The following is a 15568-nucleotide window of genomic DNA, read 5'->3' as shown; positions in this document are numbered from 1 at the left end:
CTTGTCTGCAATGAACGATGCTTGACGCCACATTTGGGTGGGCCATGAAGCAGCATTGCAACAGATAGAGGATGCGCGAGCATGCGCAGTACCGACCTTGAGGTGGTCGCAAGCGCTGTTATCCGGGCGAGCGGCACGCACCAGCAAGCCTTGGAACGGATCAGGGACGCGCTAAGGGCCGAAGCCAGTTGCAAATCACAACCTGGTAGTTCTTATAGGTTTTGCCTGGCTCGTTGCTATCGGGCGTGGCATCCTAGGTGCCTGCGTTAAGGCCCAAACAGTAAGGAAGCTGAAAGGATGCAGAGCAGACTTGCGGAAGTTAACACGCGTATTTTGTCTGGAAACTCATTACACGAGCGGATGACGGGGACCATGACAGTGGCCTCCGAGTTGGGTTTCGATGCCTTGGTTTACGACTACAGCCCGGTTCCCTTCGACCAAGAAGGCGAGCTGATCATCCCCGGTGCAATGGTCTGTAATACCCCCAAGGACTGGCTGGAGCTCTGGTGCGATGAGGGCTACTACCATATCGATCCGGTTCAGCAGGTCGCGCTGGACAGGACTTCTCCCTTTATCTGGTCGTATAAACCCGAGGCGGAAACCGTCTTGCGTCAGGCCATGGGGCAGCAGCACGCTCCAGTATCGAGCTATCTGCAGCATCATCAGATGGCCCATGGTGTGACCGTCCCTATCCACCTGCCCAGGGGTGGCTTCGCCAGCCTGACCGGTTTGCGTTCGGGCAACACCCAGGTAGCGCTGCACGACCTGCAGCATGTCCTGCCCCACTTCACGCTTCTCGCTCATGTGTTGCAGGAGCGTCTCTATCCGCAACTTAGTAAAAGTGCTCACAGTTATCCGGTTCATCTGACCAGGCGTGAGCGCGAGTGCCTGAAATGGGCAGCAGAGGGAATGACCTCCAGCGAAATTGCTGAACGACTGAAGCGCTCGGTGGCCACGATCAATCTGCATCTGACGTCGGCGATGCACAAGTTGGGTGCGAAAAACCGGGTTCAGGCCGTGGTTCGAGCGGTTCACTATCGCTTGCTGGATAACTGACGCGAGCACAACCCGCTCTGTCGTATCGGTGATGCCGGGCGCGGGGCAGAAGATTGAATGACGCAGGGTGATTGTCATCAGGGAGTGAGGCGCAATGAATGCAAGTAAACCGCCACAGGAAGGCTATGCCTCCTTCGGCGCCAACAAGACCTGGTATCGAGTGACAGGAGATCTGCAAAATGGTCTTACGCCTCTGGTGATCCTGCACGGCGGTCCGGGCTGCACCTACGATACTGTCGATGCCTTCAAGGATGTGGCGGCAAGCGGGCGGGCGATCATTCAGTTCGATCATCTCGGTAGTGGATTCTCCACCCGCCTGGTGGATAAGGATCCGTCATTCTGGACGGTTGAGCTGTTTCTGGAGGAACTGGACAACCTGCTGGATCACTTGCGCATCAGTGAGGGTTACGCGCTGCTTGGGCACTCCTGGGGAGGCGTGCTGGCCAGCGAGCATGCAGTATTGACCCCCTCGGGCCTGCGGGCCTTGATCATTGCCAATGCTCCAGCCGATATGCGCACCTGGGAGGCTGAAACCCTTCGATTACGCGAAGCTTTGCCGGAAGAGGTTCGGCAGGTGTTGATCCGGCACGAGCAGGCCGGGACGCTCCAGAGCGCCGAATCTGTGCAGGCTTCGCAAGTGTATTTTGAGCGACACGTCTGTCGACTCCGGCCATGGCCCGAAGAGGTGGTGCGGATGTTTGCCAGAGGGCGTTGCGACAGTGCGATGGGCGGTGCGGCTCAGCGTGCTGAAGACTTCCCACTCCTGGGTAATCTACGGGACTGGAGCGTTGTCGAGCGTTTGTCTCGTATCCAGATACCGACCCTATTGATCTCCGGACGCTATGACGAAGCCACTCCAACGGTGGTCAAGCCCTATCTGGAGAATATCCCAGACATCCGCTGGGCCTTGTTCGAAAGCTCCAGCCACATGCCCCATGTCGAGGAGCGAGTCGCTTGCATGGGGACCGTGGTGAGCTTTCTGGATGAGTGCTTGTAAGCGAGCAACCACTGGATCAGCGACCCGCACGTCCCACTACATTGCGTAGTGTGGCGTGCGGGGTTTCAGGCGCTTAGTGCAACTTCAAGCGTGGATCTGTGCCTCGTCCAATCCGGCTGCCAAGCATCAGCATCGCGGTGCGGAAGACGCCGTACAGCGCCATCTGGTGCATGCGGTACAGCGAGATGTAGAACATCCGCGCGAGCCAGCCTTCCAGCATTACGCTGCCGGTCAGGTTGCCCATCAGGTTGCCTACCGCCGAGAAGCGCGACAGCGAGATCAGCGAGCCGTAGTCGGTGTACTTGTAGGTCGGCAGGTCCTTGCCTTCAATGCGCAGCTTCAACGACTTGGCCAGCAACGACGCCTGCTGATGCGCGGCCTGTGCCCGTGGTGGCACGTTACGGTCGCTGCCCGGCTGCGGGCAGGCGGCGCAGTCGCCGAAGGCGAAGATGTTCTCGTCGCGGGTGGTCTGCAGAGTCGGCAGTACCTGGAGTTGGTTGATGCGGTTGGTCTCCAGGCCATCGATATCCTTGAGGAAGCCCGGTGCACGGATACCCGCCGCCCACACCTTGAGGCTGGCGGCAATGGTCTGGCCATCGGCAGTGATGAGACTGTCGGCGGTCACTTCGCTGACCGAGGCGTTGGTCAGGACCTTGACCCCAAGTTTCTCCAGGGTTTTGTGCACCGGTCCGCTGATGCGCTCGGGCAGGGCCGGCAACACCCGTGGCCCAGCCTCGATCAGGGTGATGTGCATGTTTTCCGGTTGAATCCGGTCCAGGCCGTAGGCGGCCAGTTCGTGCGCGGCGTTGTGCAACTCCGCCGCCAGCTCCACACCGGTGGCACCCGCGCCGACGATGGCCACGCTGATCTGTTCCACTGCATCGGTTTGCCCTGCGTGGGCCCGTAGGTAGTGGTTGAGCAGTTGCTGATGGAAACGCTCGGCCTGTTTACGGGTGTCGAGGAACAGGCAATGTTGGGCCGCGCCCTGGGTGCCGAAGTCGTTTGTAGTGCTGCCTACGGCGATCACCAGGGTGTCGTAGCCCAGCTCGCGGGCCGGCAACAGCTCCACGCTTTCTTCGTCGTAGGTGGCAGCCAGCTGGATCTTTTTCTGCTGACGATCGAGCCCGCTCATACGTCCCAGCTGGAACTCGAAATGGTTCCATTTTGCTTGGGCAACATAATTGAGTTCGTCTTCGGAAGAGTTCAGCGAACCGGCGGCCACTTCATGCAGCAGCGGTTTCCAGATGTGGGTCAGGTTGGCGTCCACCAGCATCACGCTGGCGGTGCCGCGCTTGCCCAGAGTCTTACCCAGGCGGGTCGCCAACTCCAGGCCGCCGGCGCCGCCGCCAACGATGACAATACGATGAGTCATGGGGATATCTCGCAAGGCTAAAAGAAATCGGGGCAGTCAACCGAGCGAGCGCGATGCAGCTCATAGCGTCAGGTAACTGATGAAACGGCTCAACAGGCCCAGGGCGACGGTCACCACCACGACCACCACGAGGAGCATCCACGGCCGGAAGGGCCGGCGCTCGACTCGATGCTGGGGCAGTTGTAGGTATTCTTCGACATGGCGTTGGTCGTCGGGGTTCAGACGGCTGCTCATAAAAGGCCTCGTCAGGTAGACGTTGCAACTCGAAGGAATGTTACAGAGCGGTGTAATCCGCACTTGTAACGGAGCATAGCCGCTGCCGCGTGGGGTCCGAGGGCGAGATTCCGGTGTCGGCTGGCAAGTGCGCTTTTTTACCATTGCCGAGCAAATTCCGCCATGCCCACGCAAGGCTGATTGACGGGTTTTACAAACTGATGCCGACGTCGAAAACGATGCTGCGCCCCAGGTTATTGCGCAGAAACTCCGGAGCATCCGGGTGCGCGAACAGTACCCGGGCGAAGGTCGGCCCCACCAGGGATAACGAGCGCCAGCCCTGGCGCAGGTATTCGGTGGGCGGCGGGAAGTGGCTGTTCAGGTCCAGCACTTCGCGCTTCAGGGCAGCGAAGGCAATGATGTCCAGCTCCCCGAGGTTCATCCCACGCTCCTGGTAGTTGTGGGCTTTCTTGCGCAAGGTCGGCGCCAGGCGCAGCAGTAATTCGTTGGCCGGGATGCGCTTGGGCTTGGCTTCGCGGCGTACCAGCTGGCTCAGGGAAAACGCACTGCGTCGGCGTTGCAGTTCAACACGCCATTCATCGTTGAGCCGACGGCCTTCGTCTAGAACGAAAAACACTTCGAAGCTGGCTTCGCGAAACAGCACATCCGGCGGCTCCTGCCCGGCGGCGGTGAACTCGTCATTGCGGTAGGGAATATTCAGGCCTTGCAGCAGGCGCTGGCAGACCCAACGCTCACGCTCCCATTTGCGGGCATTGGACAGGAACGCGTTGGCTTGTTCGGCCTGGATGGTAAGCAGGCGCAAAAAATCTGAGTCATCCATATCCCCAAGCTTAGCGCCCAAATGTGACCTTAAAAACCAGGGCCTTGGAAAAAAGCGTCCGAAGGCGCTGTTCTGAGGTGCTTATGCACCGTGCTGGAGCCTGGTCAGGGGCGGTGTAGACTGTTTGCCGTGCAATCGATCAATAAGGAGTGTGCCGTGAAGCGCTGGTCAATTCTGTTGCTGGGCCTGTTGCCGTTATGGGCCCAGGCCCTTGAAATCGGCGAGCGTCTGGCGCCCTGGACCTTGCTCGATCAGTACGATCAGGCCTACAGCCTCGATAGCCAGGCCAAGGTCCTGTTGGTGGCGCGTAGCATGGACGCGGCCAAGGTGGTGAATGCGGCGCTCAAGGACCAGCCCAAGGGTTATCTGCAGGCGCGCCATGGCATCTTTGTCGCGGATATCCAGCGTATGCCGACACTGATTGCCAAGATGTTCGCGGTACCGGCCATGCGTGACTATCCCTATCGGGTGATGCTCGACCGGGACGGCCGGGTGGTTCCGCGTTACCCAGGCGCCGAGGACAAGGTCCTGTGGTTGCAACTGCAAGATGGCCAACTGGTTGGCCGGCAGGAATACGCTACCGCCGAGCAGTTGGCTGAGGCCCTGGAGCGGCTCCAGCCATGATCAGTTCGGCACTGCTGTCGTCGCAGAGCCTGATCTTCGGTTGGCTGCTGTATGTGCCGCTGCTGCTCTGGGCGGTGTGGCGGGCGCCGTGGGTCGAGTTGTTCACCGACAGTCGTCGTCAGCATCTGCTGTTCGGTACGGTATTCGCCTTGTTCCTGCTGTGGCTGGTTCGTCGGGACTTCGATACCGGAGTGTCCTACCACTTCATCGGCATGACCGCGGTGACCTTGCTGCTGGACTGGCCGCTGGCGATGGTTGGAGGTTTGATTGCGCAACTCGGATTGTTGGCTCTGGGCCGCCAGGACCTGGCGGCGCTAGGGGTCAATGGCGTTCTGCTGATTCTGCTGCCGGTGGCGGTGACCGAGGCTTGTGCTTGGCTGGTGGAGCGGGCCCAGCCGCGTAATCCCTTTGTGTATATCTTCTGTTCCGGGTTCTTTGCCGCGGCACTGTCGGCGCTATTGTGCCTGCTATGTGGCCTTGGGCTCTTGTGGTTCGACGAGCGTTTCGTCATGCCTGAGTGGCTGGAAGACTTCGTCGGCTATCTATGGCTGATCATTTTTCCGGAGGCGTTCATCAACGGCATGGTGATCAGTGCCCTGGTGGTGTTCTGCCCGGAATGGCTGGAAACCTTCAATCGCACCCGGTACCTGGCCGCGCCCTGGAAAGACGAGGAACCGCGCCCTTGATCCATATCAACCCCGAGGTTTCGGCCGGGCTGCATGCTCGGCGAAAATCTCAGGAGTGCGATCATGAGTGTCTACCAGTGGGCGCGGCAGGAAGTGCGTGACAGTCTGCAAGGTGCCCAGCAGGAAGGGTTCGAGCCAGGGTTGAGCTTGCGCGCCCTGCTCAGTGCGGTGGTGCAGCAGAGCAAGAGCGTGCGCAGTATTGAAGACCTGGCGGACGAGTTGCAGTTCCTCGCGGAAAACCTCGACGACGATCAGGACTACAGCTTCATGCGGCCCTGACTGGCGTCAGACTGAGCACTCAATGAGCGCGGGGCGGCAGCTCTTCGGAGAACAGGTCGTCCTCGGCATCCGGGCTCACCGGAATCTTGTGCTCCTCGGCAGCCCAGGCTCCTAGGTCGATCAGTTTGCAACGGTCAGAACAGAAAGGCCGGTTGAGGTTGGCCGCAGTCCATTCCACGGGGGCGCCACAGGTTGGGCATTCGACGGTCAGGGATTGGCTCATGACTGGCCTCCACGCAAAGTTAGGTAAAAGTGATGCAGGCGTTCGACCTCGCTGCGCAACCAGGCGTGGTCGCGGTCGTTGACCAGCACATCGTCGGCGTGACGCAGGCGCTCCTCGCGGCTGGCCTGGGCCTGGAGGATCGCTTGGACCTGCTGTTGGCTGATCTGGTCACGCTGCAGGGTGCGTTCGATCTGCAGTTGCTGCGGTACATCGATCACCAGAATCCGTTGGGTCATCCGCGATTGGCCGGACTCGATCAGTAGCGGCGACACCAGAATCGCGTAGGGCGATTCGGCACGGGCCAGATGGTTGACGATCTCCTCGGCAATCAATGGGTGCAGCAGGGCCTCCAGCCAGCGGCGTTGCTCGGGGACTTCGAAAATCAGCTTGCGCAGGGCCGGGCGGTCCAGTTGGCCGTCGGCCTGCAGCACACCGTCACCAAAGTGTCGGGCAATCTGTTCCAGGGCCGGACGGCCGGGTTCCACCACCCAGCGAGCGGCGTGATCGGCGTCGATCACGTGCACTCCCAGGTCAATGAAGTGCTGGGCGGCGGCGCTTTTACCGCTGCCGATGCCGCCGGTGAGACCTAGGGTCCAGGGTGTGTTTACGGAGCGAGTCATTGGAAACCGACAAACTGCAAATAGAAGTTGGTTATTTGACCACCCCAGAGCAAGGCAATCCAGCCGGCAATGGCCAGAAAGGGGCCGAAGGGGATCGGCGTTGAGGTCTTTGCCTGGCGCAGGCGTAGCATGACAGTGCCAAGGATTGCCCCTGTCAGGGATGACAGGAGCAAGGTCAGTGGCAGAATTTGCCAGCCACCCCAGGCCCCGAGCATCGCCAGCAGCTTGAAGTCGCCGTGGCCCATGCCGTCCTTGCCGGTCAGCAGCTTGAACAGCCAGAACACCGACCACAGGAACAGGTAGCCGATCACCGCGCCCCATAAGGCATCTTCCAGGCTGACCAGCAGGCCGAAGCTGTTGGCGATCAATCCCAGCCACAGCAGCGGCAACACCAGTACGTCCGGCAGCAACTGGTGATCGGCGTCGATCAGGCCCATGGCCAGCAACCCCCAGCTCAATATCAGCAAGAGGCCCGCCGGCCAGCCGAAGCCGAAGTGCCAGGCAACGAATGCCGAGATCAGGCCGCACGCCAGTTCGGTCAGCGGATAGCGCAGGCTGATGCCGGTCTTGCAGTGCGAGCAGCGACCGCGCAGCCACAGATAACTGAGCAACGGGATATTTTCCCAGGGGCGGATTGGCTGCGTGCAGTGCGGGCACTGGGAGTGGGGCAGCAGCAGGTTGTAGGGGGCAGCCGCGGGCTCAGGTGGCAGCCCCAGTACTTCGTGGGCCTGGGCTCGCCAGTCACGTTCGAGCATCTTTGGCAGGCGCCATACCAGCACGTTGAGAAAGCTGCCGATGATCAGTCCCAGTACCAGGGCCGACACCACGAATGCCAGGGGGTAAAGGGTCAGGACTTCAGTCAGGGACATGTTCAGATCGCTGTACCAAGTTGAAAGATGGGCAGGTACATGGCGACCACCAGGGTGCCGACGATACTGCCCAGAATGACCATGATCAGTGGCTCCATGAGGCTGGTCAGGCTGTCCACCAGGTTGTCCACCTCGACCTCATAGTGCGTTGCGACTTTTTCCAGCAAATGATCCAGGGTCCCGGATTCCTCACCGATGGCCGTCATCTGGATCGCCATAGTAGGGAAGACGCCGCTGGCGCGCATTGCAAAGTTCAATTGCATGCCGCTGGCAACCTGCTGGCGGATGCGCTCGATCGCTTGCCCGAAGACCAGGTTGCCACTGGCCCCGGCCGCTGACTCCAGGGCCTGTACCAGGGGGACACCGGCAGCGAAGGTGGTGGCCAGGGTGCGGGCATAGCGAGCCACCGCTGACTTGTGCAGCAAGGGGCCGGCCAGGGGCAGCCGCAGCAGACTGACATCCAGGCCTGCGCGCAATCGTGATGAGCGTCGATACGCCCAGCGCACTCCCAGCCCGGTTGCCAGGCTGCCGGCCAGCAACAGCCCACCGTGGCGCTGAATGAAATGCGAGAGGGCAATGACCCATTGGGTCAGCAATGGCAGTTCTGTGTGGAAACTGGCGAATAGGCTCTGGAACTGAGGGACGACCTTGAGCAACAGGATGCTGCTGACGATGATCGCTACGCCGACCACCGCCAGGGGATAGACCATGGCCTTCTTCAGTCGGGCCTTGAGGTTCGCGCTCTTTTCCTTATAGGTGGCGACCCTTTCCAGCAGGGTATCCAAAGCCCCGGCCTGTTCGCCGGCTTCCAACAGGTTGCAGTACAGCTCGTCGAAATAGCGTGGGTGCCTGCGCAGTGCGGTGGCCAGGTTGGAGCCGGCCTCAATGTCGCGTTTGAGGCTGACCAGCAGCTGGCGCATCTGGGGGTGATCGAAGCTCTCGGCGATGATCTCGAAGGACTGCAGCAGCGGCACACCGGCCTGCGTCAGCGTCGCTAACTGCCGGGTGAACAGGGCAATCTCCTGGGCCTTGATCCGCTGACCCAGTCGGGGCCAGCCCCTTGGCTTGCGTCTGACCCGGGTTGGGGTGATGCCCTGCTTGCGCAGTCGTGCCCTGATCAGCGCCGGATTCGCCGCGCTCAGTTCGCCGCTGATTGTCTGGCCCTGACTGTCGGTGCCTTGCCAGAGATAGACACTGGCTGCGGGTGCTCTTACCGCCATGGTTCGATCCTTGATGAAACGGTGGGTTTCAGGGCCGGTGTGCCCCACGAATATTGAGCAGGCGATAGATCGCCAATGCTCCCCCATACGTTTCCCGACAGGGGCATCGGCCTGGCCGTCGGGTTGCCATTGGCCTGTTGAAGCCTAGCTGCCTAGCACCTGCCGAATAGGGTCAGGGAGTGACGGAATTTGTCAGTTTGTGCGACTCCTTGCGCTCAAGGCCATGGGCTATCGCCCTTGCAGGTCACGTATCCCGCGGGTGCGGTGCTGGCACAGGGCGTGCTTCAAGCCTTGCTGATCATGCAACTTTCGTTCATGCCAGGAGGCAGCCCATGAAAAACCAATCCGCTTTTACCCTGATCGAATTGCTGGTGGTGGTGGCGATCATCGGCATTCTCGCCATGGTGGCGATGCCGCTGTATTCCAAGTATCAGGCGCGGGCCAAGGTGATTGCCGCGCTGGCTGAAGCCTCGGCCCTGAAGGTCAGCATCGAGGATCTGCTGAACCAAGGGATCGACCCGACCCTGACGTTGGCCGGTGGCACAGCCCTGACTTCGAATTGCCGGATGAGTGCCGAGGGTAATGCGGCCTCCGGCGAAGGAAGCATTGCTTGCACGATCCTCAATGCCCCGGGGCCGGTGTTGAACAAGACCCTGACGCTGACCCGCTCGGCGACTGCGGGGTGGATCTGCAGCACCAGCGTGGAGGCCGACTATGTGCCCAAAGGTTGTGCTGTGGATGAGGTTTGAGCCCTGGCCTGCGAGGCCGGTGCCGGCTTGTCAGTCGGTTGCGGAAAAACCGCAACTTGCATGCAGAACGGCGAGCGGTCATGCATTTTGCATGAGTCCGGGTTTTTTGTGTATTTCATAAGTAATTGATTTATAACAATATTTATTGTTTTCTGGACTTGGCACAGCACCTGCAATATTCCTCATAACCCTGCTGCCAGGACACGGCGCAGGCTTTCTAAAAGAACAGGAGTTACTCGTATGAAGAAGTTCGCTATCGCTGCTGCAACTGCTACCGCTCTGACCCTGACTCTGGCCAACGCAGCTTTTGCGCAGACCACTCAAAGCACTCAGTCGCCAATGGTTGTGGCTGCCGGTGAAATGACCAAGGCCGAAGAGGCAACCTCTGATACCTGGATCACCACTAAAGTGAAAAGCGATCTGGTAACCGAGAAAGGCATTCCTGGCACCGATATCAAGGTCGAAACCAACAAGGGCGTCGTGTCGTTGTCGTCCACTGTCGCCATCACCGAGTCGCAAAAAGCTACTGCAGTGGCGATCACCAAGAAAATCAAAGGCGTGAAGGCGGTATCCGCTGATGGCCTGAAAGCCGAGTAATCCACAAGCTTCTCGCCTGGACAGGGAGAGGGGGCGGCAGACGAGTTGAGCGATACGTCTGCCGCTTCTTTAATGGGTTCATGCGGACGATCACAAGGATGTGATCATTACAGGCCCCGGCACATTGTGTCGGGGCCTGTTCTATTGGGCGGGGGAAATACATGACCATGCTCGCTTGAGCCTGGTGTACACCTCATTCGCTATCCAGATGCAGCGGGGTGATTACCTTGCCATCGCTTTCGGCCTGGCCCAGGTTGGCATCGATGAAGTAGACCCGGTCGTCGGCCAACTGGCCTTTGTCCACCAGGAAGTCCTTGATGCTACTGGCCCGCTCCTGGCCCAGCTGGCGCAGCAACACGTCACTGCCGCTCCAGAACTTGATCAGGCCTTCACGCAGCTTGGCAGTGCGCTCGTCACGGCTGAGCTGGGTCCATTCGGCAGGAGGCTGCTGTTTCAAGCGGGTGCGGTAGATGCCTTCCAGCAACGGGGCTTTCTCGCCTTCGGGTACCTGCAACAAGGACGCCTGGGCCGGGACCTTGTCGCCGCGCCGTTGCAGAATCTTGTAGTAGTTGTACTGGTATTCCCGCTCCAGGCGCTGCTGGGCGATCAGTGGGCCATCGCTGCTTTGGGCGCTGGTGCCTTCGATCTCCAGGCGCAGGGCCGGACGCTCCTTGAGGGCCTTGGCCAAGGTGGTCAGGGCCGACTCGGATTCCTTGCTCAGTTCGCTGGAACCTGGGGCGAAGGACACATTGCTCAGATCTTCCGAGCCGCCACCAGTGATCAGGCCGCCGATGAACTTGAACGGTGCCTCGGCCGCGCGCAGTACCAAGTTGCGCAGGGTCTGCCAGACAATCGGCATGACGCTGAACTGTGGGTTGTTCAAGTCGCCAGAGATGGGCAGCTCGATGGAAATCTTGCCGTCGGTGTCTTTCAGCAATGCCACCGCCAGACGGATTGGCAGGTCCACGGCGTCCGGGCTATCGACCTTTTCCCCCAGTTGCAGTTGCTCTACCACCAGTTTGTTCTCGGCCTTGAGTTGGCCATTGGTGATCATGTAGTGCAGATCGAGGTTGAGTCGGCCTTTGCGAATGCGGAAACCGGCGAACTTCCCGGAGTAGGGCGTCAGGGTGGTCAGCTCTACCCGTTTGAAACTGGTGGCAATGTCCAGGGCGGCCATTGGGTCGAAGGGGTTCACGCTGCCCTTGATGGTCACCGGTGCATAACGGTCGACCTTGCCCTTGACGTCCACTTCCGCCGGTTTGGCCTGGCGGCTGTCGATGGTGCCGACATGCCCGTTGAGCTGCTGGACGGCAGTAGCGAAGTTCGGTGTCAGGCTGAGGTCGGCGAAATTGGCTGAACCGTCGTTGATGGCGATTTCACCGATGTGGATGCCCAGCGCCTTGCTGGTGCTCGGGGCCGGCTTCGCTGCGGGCTTGCTGCTCGCGGGTTGGGGAATCAGCAGGTCATCGATATTGGTGGTGCGGTCATCGTTGATGATGAAGCGTGCGTAGGGCTGGGTCAGGTTGAGCCGGCTGATGCTCAGGCTGTCACCGTGCTGATAGTTCAGGCCTTCTACCACCACCTGCTTCCACTTTACGAAGTCGCGGGTCTTGAGAGTATCCAGGGTGTGCAACTGCTCCACCTCGGCCCGGCCGGTGACGCTGAAGGTCAGCGGCTCGACCTTCTTCAAGTCCACCGCCAGATCGCTGCCGAGCATGCCGCTACGCAGTTCCAGGCGAATGAACGGACTGATGTAGGACTGGGCGACACGCAGGTCGATGTCCTTGGTCTGCACCTTGAGCTTGGCGGTGATGGGGTTGAGATTGACCTCGCCGCTGGCGCTGACCTTGCCTTGTTTACCCAGGCCGGTGTCGAGCTTGAGGGTGAAGGGCGACTGGTTGAGGCTATCGAAGTTCTTCAGGTCCAGGTTCAGTGGACCCAGTTCCAGGGCCACGGCCGGTTTGGCCTGACGATCGGCCAGGTGCACTTGATAATTGCGCAGTTCTACGTCCTTGAGCAGCACCTGCCAGGGCTTGCTCGGCGCTGCCGGTTCCTTGGGGCTCTCGGCAGTGGCTGGTTGAGGCGCTGTTGCAGGCTTGGCTGGTTGGCTGGCAAAGAGTTTCTGCCAGTCCAGCTGGCCGTCGGCTTCCAGGGCGGCCCAGGTTTCCAGCTTCTGGCTGCTGATCTTGCCGACAATCACTTGCTGCTTGGCCAGGTCCAACGTGGTTTCGCTGACGTCCAGGCGTTCCAGGCGTGCCAGTGGGCGACCGTCCGGAGCCTTGATAGCGAACGGCGCGATGCTGATCGAAGTATTGTCCAGCAGCAGTTCGGTTTCCTTGGCCAGGCTGAACTTGTAGTGGGTACTGAGGTTCACTACGCCGTCTTCCAGTACCAGCGGCACTGCATCGCGAACATAGGGCCACCAGGCTTTCATCTTGCCGTCGGTGACTTTCAAGGTGCCTTCGGAAGTCAGCGGGGTGACGCTGAAGTTGCCGCTCCAGTCGATCTGGCCGCCTTCGGGGCCGGTAGCCACCAGGGTCATATCGGCGCTGTCATCAGGCAGGGTGCTGAGGTTCTTCAGTTCGAATTCGAGCTTGTTGTAGATGAACTCGATGGGCTCGCTAGGGCGCAGGTCCTGAAAGTGCAGGTAGCCGCCAGCCAGCTTGATACGCTCGATGCGTACCGGGAACGGCTTGGCGTTGGGATCGCTCGGGGTTGGCTCGCTGGCGGGCAGCTTGAACAGGGCCAGGAGGTTGAGCTTGCCTTCCTTGTCGAAGAGGATCTCGGTCTTGGGTTGGTCCAGCTCGATGTCTGCCAGGTGCAGCGCACGGGTCCAGAGGCTGTCCAGTTGAAGGTTGGCATAGAGGCGTTCGAATGCCACTTGTTCCTTGCCTGGCTCTCCGATAGACAGGCCCCAGAGAGTCAGCTCCAGACTGAAGGGGTTGAGTTCGATGCGCTGGATATGGGCCGGGGTCGTGGCGTAGTTGGCCAGTTGCTGATTGGCCACCCGCAAGGCGATGCCCGGCAATATTAGAAAGCCCAGCAGACTGTAAAGGGCGAGAGCGGTCAACAAGGCGCCGAGAGCGCGAATCAATCCTTTGGTCATGCGAGGCTTCATCTATCTGAATCGGAAGTGCCTTGGAGTATGGCACGCGTTTACGGTTCCGAAACCATCACAGTCTTCAGGATTGTTCAGATTTCTTACCCTTGGTCAAAGTTGCAGGATCAGGGTTTTCAGCGGCGGCTGGCCATCCTGGGAAGGAAAGTCCACAGCTGGGGCCAGGACCTGGCATTCACGTACTGGCCGCCCGGCTTTATCGGCGCAGCGCAGCACCTGTTCGCGCCAGTCCTGCATCGAGACCTTGGCCAGGTTGTTACAGCAGATCAGTACGCCATCCTCTGCTGTCGCCAGCAACGCTGGTTTCAGCAAGCTCTGGTAGTCGCGCAACAGGTCGACGGTGCCGAATGCGCTCTTGGCCCAGGCGGGCGGGTCTAGCAGTACCAGGTCGTATTGGCGTTGTTCAAGGCGCGGATAGCTGGGCAGTTTCTGCCCACGCCGCTGGCTGATGGGCAGGCCGGCCAGTTGGCGGATGGCCGGAAAGTAGTCTGATTGTACGAACTGCATCTCGGGCAACTGCGGGTTGAGCTGGCCGTTTTCTCGTCCGACCGCGAGGTTGCCTTCGGCGAAGTCCAGGTTGCAGACCTCCCGGGCTCCCCCGGCTGCGGCACTGAGGCCGACACCGCAGGTATAGGCGAAGAGGTTGAGCACGCTTTTGCCAGCACTGTGCTGCTTGACCCAACCGCGGGCGTTGCGCAGGTCGAGAAACAACAGCGGGTCCTGCCCGGCATGCCGCCCGCGGACCCGGTAGTTCAAGCCCCACTCGTGGCCGACGAGATCTTCCAGAGCGTGCTCTTCAGCGTGGTACACCGAGTCTTCACGGTCGATACGCGAATTGCCCCGGGAGCGATCGTTGTAGACCAGCAGGGTGGACAGGTTCAGCCGTTGATTGATGGTCTCGTGCAGTTGCAGCAAGGCGTCGCGTTCCAGGGCCTGGTGAAAGCTTTGCACCAGCAGTTGTGGCCCATAGCGGTCGATGGTCAGGCCGCCGGCACCTTCCTGGCTGCCATGGAACAGGCGGTAGCAGTCAGTGCCCTGCTGATGCAGTTCGGCGAGCAGTTCCTGACGGTGATCGAGGGCGGCGCGCAGCGCCTGATTCAAGGAAGACATGCAGGGCGCCTTGGAGCAGAGGAGTAAGGCGCCGCAGTCTACCAGCGTCGAGACTGTTGTAGGAGTGGCCGGACGGCGTTCGGTTGACCGGCGCAGGTGAGCTTGTGTTGGCAAGCCGACGCCTTACAGCCCCATGCGCCGTTTTGCCCGATGCACTGAACTGTCGCGTACTGCCCAGCGCAGCATCGGTGTACTGCGCTTGACGCTGGCACGAATCAACTGGCGTTGCAGCGGGTTCTGGTTGACCTCGAGCATGGAGCTGGCCCAGTCCGGCAGCAGGTCGATACCCGCCTGCATCATCAAGGTACCAAAGGGTTTGGCCAGGCGGCTGGGGGCGGGAGCCGCCAGCAGCAGGCGCAGTACTTCGCGGCTGCGTTCGTCACAGAGCAATTGCTTGCGCATGGCTTGCAGGTAATCGGCCACGGCTTGTCGTGAGCGTGGTACATCGCGGGCGCCGAGGCGTTCGGCAATCAGGGCAATCTCGTTGTAGTAGCGATCCTGGTCAGCCCCCGACAGATAGGGGTTGAGGTAGCGCAGGTGAGCGGCAAGAAAACTGCTGACTTCCGCCACATGCACCCAGGTCAGCAAGTCCGGGTCGCTGGCGGCATAAGGCCGGCCATCGGGAGCCGTGCCGACAACCTGCAGGTGAATGGTGCGTACCTTGTCGATGAGCCACTCGGCGTCCTGGCGCGAACCGAAAGTGGTGCCGGAAATGAACTGCCCCGTACGGCGCAGACGACCGATCATGTCCTGGCGAAAATTCGAGTGATCCCAGACTCCGGCCAGGGCCAGTGGGTGCAGGGCTTGCATCAGCAGGGCGCTGATGCCGCCAATCAACATGCTGCCGAAGTCGGCGTGTACTTGCCAACTGACTGACTCCGGTCCGAACAGGCCAGGATCACCCTTGGGATTTTCCAGGTCGAGCTGACCCAGGGACAGGCCAGACAAACTCATGACCTGCTTTTCGATACGGCTGCGAATGAATTCCATGACA

17 protein-coding genes are annotated in these 15568 nt (G+C 60.4%); 7 read left to right on the top strand and 10 right to left on the bottom strand.

Going from position 1 to position 15568, the window contains the following annotated elements:
• Nucleotides 1–297 precede the first annotated feature (297 nt).
• Both GV818_RS20975 and GV818_RS20970 read left to right on the top strand, forming a co-directional pair.
• The gene (locus tag GV818_RS20975; RefSeq protein WP_161759289.1) at nucleotides 298–1056 is read left to right on the top strand and encodes a LuxR family transcriptional regulator; all 759 of its coding nucleotides are present in this window, start codon (nucleotides 298–300) and stop codon (nucleotides 1054–1056) included.
• A gap of 94 nt (nucleotides 1057–1150) precedes the next feature.
• A complete protein-coding gene (locus tag GV818_RS20970; protein ID WP_161777400.1) occupies nucleotides 1151–2053 on the top strand; it encodes a proline iminopeptidase-family hydrolase in 903 nt (300 codons plus the stop codon).
• Nucleotides 2054–2126: 73 nt separating this feature from the next.
• On the opposite strand, the gene GV818_RS20965 is transcribed toward GV818_RS20970, so the two are convergent.
• The 3 genes from GV818_RS20965 to GV818_RS20955 all read right to left on the bottom strand — a co-directional run bounded on the left by GV818_RS20965 (nucleotide 2127) and on the right by GV818_RS20955 (nucleotide 4479).
• On the bottom strand, nucleotides 2127–3425 hold the full coding sequence (locus tag GV818_RS20965) for an NAD(P)/FAD-dependent oxidoreductase (protein ID WP_161777398.1): 1299 nt from the start codon (nucleotides 3423–3425) through the stop codon (nucleotides 2127–2129).
• Nucleotides 3426–3485: 60 nt separating this feature from the next.
• A complete protein-coding gene (locus tag GV818_RS20960; protein WP_043274580.1) occupies nucleotides 3486–3659 on the bottom strand; it encodes a DUF3094 family protein in 174 nt (57 codons plus the stop codon).
• A 190-nt stretch (nucleotides 3660–3849) separates the two neighbouring features.
• Nucleotides 3850–4479, bottom strand: coding sequence for a DUF1780 domain-containing protein (locus GV818_RS20955; RefSeq protein ID WP_161759286.1), 630 nt, complete (start codon nucleotides 4477–4479; stop codon nucleotides 3850–3852).
• 156 nt (nucleotides 4480–4635) lie between these two features.
• Between GV818_RS20955 and GV818_RS20950 the strand changes: the two genes are divergently transcribed.
• The 3 genes from GV818_RS20950 (at nucleotide 4636) to GV818_RS20940 (ending at nucleotide 6068) form a co-directional block, all read left to right on the top strand.
• Nucleotides 4636–5103, top strand: coding sequence for an FAD/FMN-containing dehydrogenase (locus GV818_RS20950; RefSeq protein ID WP_161777397.1), 468 nt, complete (start codon nucleotides 4636–4638; stop codon nucleotides 5101–5103).
• Complete coding sequence (locus GV818_RS20945) at nucleotides 5100–5789, top strand: energy-coupling factor ABC transporter permease (RefSeq protein ID WP_161777396.1); 690 nt, start codon at nucleotides 5100–5102, stop codon at nucleotides 5787–5789. The genes GV818_RS20950 and GV818_RS20945 overlap by 4 nt, the downstream gene beginning before the upstream one ends.
• A gap of 63 nt (nucleotides 5790–5852) precedes the next feature.
• A complete protein-coding gene (locus GV818_RS20940; protein ID WP_161759283.1) occupies nucleotides 5853–6068 on the top strand; it encodes a hypothetical protein in 216 nt (71 codons plus the stop codon).
• 19 nt (nucleotides 6069–6087) lie between these two features.
• Here GV818_RS20940 and yacG read toward each other — a convergent pair whose 3' ends face one another.
• From yacG to GV818_RS20920, 4 genes are read right to left on the bottom strand one after another with little or no spacing between them, the layout of a single operon-like run.
• Entirely contained in the window at nucleotides 6088–6291 is a 204-nt protein-coding gene (gene yacG, locus GV818_RS20935; protein WP_161759282.1) for a DNA gyrase inhibitor YacG, read from the bottom strand.
• Complete coding sequence (coaE, locus tag GV818_RS20930; RefSeq protein ID WP_161777395.1) at nucleotides 6288–6911, bottom strand: dephospho-CoA kinase; 624 nt, start codon at nucleotides 6909–6911, stop codon at nucleotides 6288–6290. The genes yacG and coaE overlap by 4 nt, the downstream gene beginning before the upstream one ends.
• Entirely contained in the window at nucleotides 6908–7780 is an 873-nt protein-coding gene (locus GV818_RS20925; protein ID WP_161759280.1) for a prepilin peptidase, read from the bottom strand. Before GV818_RS20925 ends, coaE begins: the two co-directional genes overlap by 4 nt.
• Nucleotides 7781–7782: 2 nt before the next feature.
• Complete coding sequence (locus GV818_RS20920) at nucleotides 7783–9000, bottom strand: type II secretion system F family protein (protein ID WP_161777394.1); 1218 nt, start codon at nucleotides 8998–9000, stop codon at nucleotides 7783–7785.
• 332 nt (nucleotides 9001–9332) lie between these two features.
• Between GV818_RS20920 and GV818_RS20915 the strand changes: the two genes are divergently transcribed.
• Nucleotides 9333–9749 (top strand): pilin, encoded by a 417-nt coding sequence (locus GV818_RS20915; RefSeq protein WP_161777393.1) that lies wholly within the window; start codon nucleotides 9333–9335, stop codon nucleotides 9747–9749.
• A gap of 240 nt (nucleotides 9750–9989) precedes the next feature.
• The gene (locus GV818_RS20910) at nucleotides 9990–10346 is read left to right on the top strand and encodes a BON domain-containing protein (protein ID WP_161759277.1); all 357 of its coding nucleotides are present in this window, start codon (nucleotides 9990–9992) and stop codon (nucleotides 10344–10346) included.
• A 193-nt stretch (nucleotides 10347–10539) separates the two neighbouring features.
• Here GV818_RS20910 and GV818_RS20905 read toward each other — a convergent pair whose 3' ends face one another.
• The 3 genes from GV818_RS20905 to GV818_RS20895 form a co-directional block, all read right to left on the bottom strand.
• Complete coding sequence (locus GV818_RS20905; RefSeq protein ID WP_161777392.1) at nucleotides 10540–13452, bottom strand: DUF748 domain-containing protein; 2913 nt, start codon at nucleotides 13450–13452, stop codon at nucleotides 10540–10542.
• Nucleotides 13453–13557: 105 nt separating this feature from the next.
• Nucleotides 13558–14574: a class I SAM-dependent rRNA methyltransferase gene (locus tag GV818_RS20900; protein WP_161777391.1), complete on the bottom strand. Its 1017-nt coding sequence runs from the start codon at nucleotides 14572–14574 to the stop codon at nucleotides 13558–13560.
• A gap of 123 nt (nucleotides 14575–14697) precedes the next feature.
• Nucleotides 14698–15564, bottom strand: a complete 867-nt coding sequence (locus GV818_RS20895) for an oxygenase MpaB family protein (RefSeq protein ID WP_161777390.1) — start codon at nucleotides 15562–15564, stop codon at nucleotides 14698–14700.
• Nucleotides 15565–15568 lie beyond the last annotated feature (4 nt).

Origin of the sequence: Pseudomonas sp. Fl4BN1 (assembly GCF_009908285.1) — a bacterium.
GTDB lineage: Bacteria > Pseudomonadota > Gammaproteobacteria > Pseudomonadales > Pseudomonadaceae > Aquipseudomonas.
Note: the sequence above shows the minus strand (reverse complement) of the source record. Positions and strands in the feature narration are given on the sequence as shown.

Bases quoted from the DNA above. Each gene is read 5' to 3' on its own strand.
- GV818_RS20975 (WP_161759289.1), top strand. From the start codon at position 298: ATGCAGAGCAGACTTGCGGAAGTTAACACGCGTATTTTGTCTGGAAAC.
- GV818_RS20970 (WP_161777400.1), top strand. From the start codon at position 1,151: ATGAATGCAAGTAAACCGCCACAGGAAGGCTATGCCTCCTTCGGCGCC.
- GV818_RS20965 (WP_161777398.1), bottom strand. From the start codon at position 3,425: ATGACTCATCGTATTGTCATCGTTGGCGGCGGCGCCGGCGGCCTGGAG.
- GV818_RS20960 (WP_043274580.1), bottom strand. From the start codon at position 3,659: ATGAGCAGCCGTCTGAACCCCGACGACCAACGCCATGTCGAAGAATAC.
- GV818_RS20955 (WP_161759286.1), bottom strand. From the start codon at position 4,479: ATGGATGACTCAGATTTTTTGCGCCTGCTTACCATCCAGGCCGAACAA.
- GV818_RS20945 (WP_161777396.1), top strand. From the start codon at position 5,100: ATGATCAGTTCGGCACTGCTGTCGTCGCAGAGCCTGATCTTCGGTTGG.
- GV818_RS20940 (WP_161759283.1), top strand. From the start codon at position 5,853: ATGAGTGTCTACCAGTGGGCGCGGCAGGAAGTGCGTGACAGTCTGCAA.
- yacG (WP_161759282.1), bottom strand. From the start codon at position 6,291: ATGAGCCAATCCCTGACCGTCGAATGCCCAACCTGTGGCGCCCCCGTG.
- coaE (WP_161777395.1), bottom strand. From the start codon at position 6,911: ATGACTCGCTCCGTAAACACACCCTGGACCCTAGGTCTCACCGGCGGC.
- GV818_RS20925 (WP_161759280.1), bottom strand. From the start codon at position 7,780: ATGTCCCTGACTGAAGTCCTGACCCTTTACCCCCTGGCATTCGTGGTG.
- GV818_RS20920 (WP_161777394.1), bottom strand. From the start codon at position 9,000: ATGGCGGTAAGAGCACCCGCAGCCAGTGTCTATCTCTGGCAAGGCACC.
- GV818_RS20915 (WP_161777393.1), top strand. From the start codon at position 9,333: ATGAAAAACCAATCCGCTTTTACCCTGATCGAATTGCTGGTGGTGGTG.
- GV818_RS20910 (WP_161759277.1), top strand. From the start codon at position 9,990: ATGAAGAAGTTCGCTATCGCTGCTGCAACTGCTACCGCTCTGACCCTG.
- GV818_RS20905 (WP_161777392.1), bottom strand. From the start codon at position 13,452: ATGACCAAAGGATTGATTCGCGCTCTCGGCGCCTTGTTGACCGCTCTC.
- GV818_RS20900 (WP_161777391.1), bottom strand. From the start codon at position 14,574: ATGTCTTCCTTGAATCAGGCGCTGCGCGCCGCCCTCGATCACCGTCAG.
- GV818_RS20895 (WP_161777390.1), bottom strand. From the start codon at position 15,564: ATGGAATTCATTCGCAGCCGTATCGAAAAGCAGGTCATGAGTTTGTCT.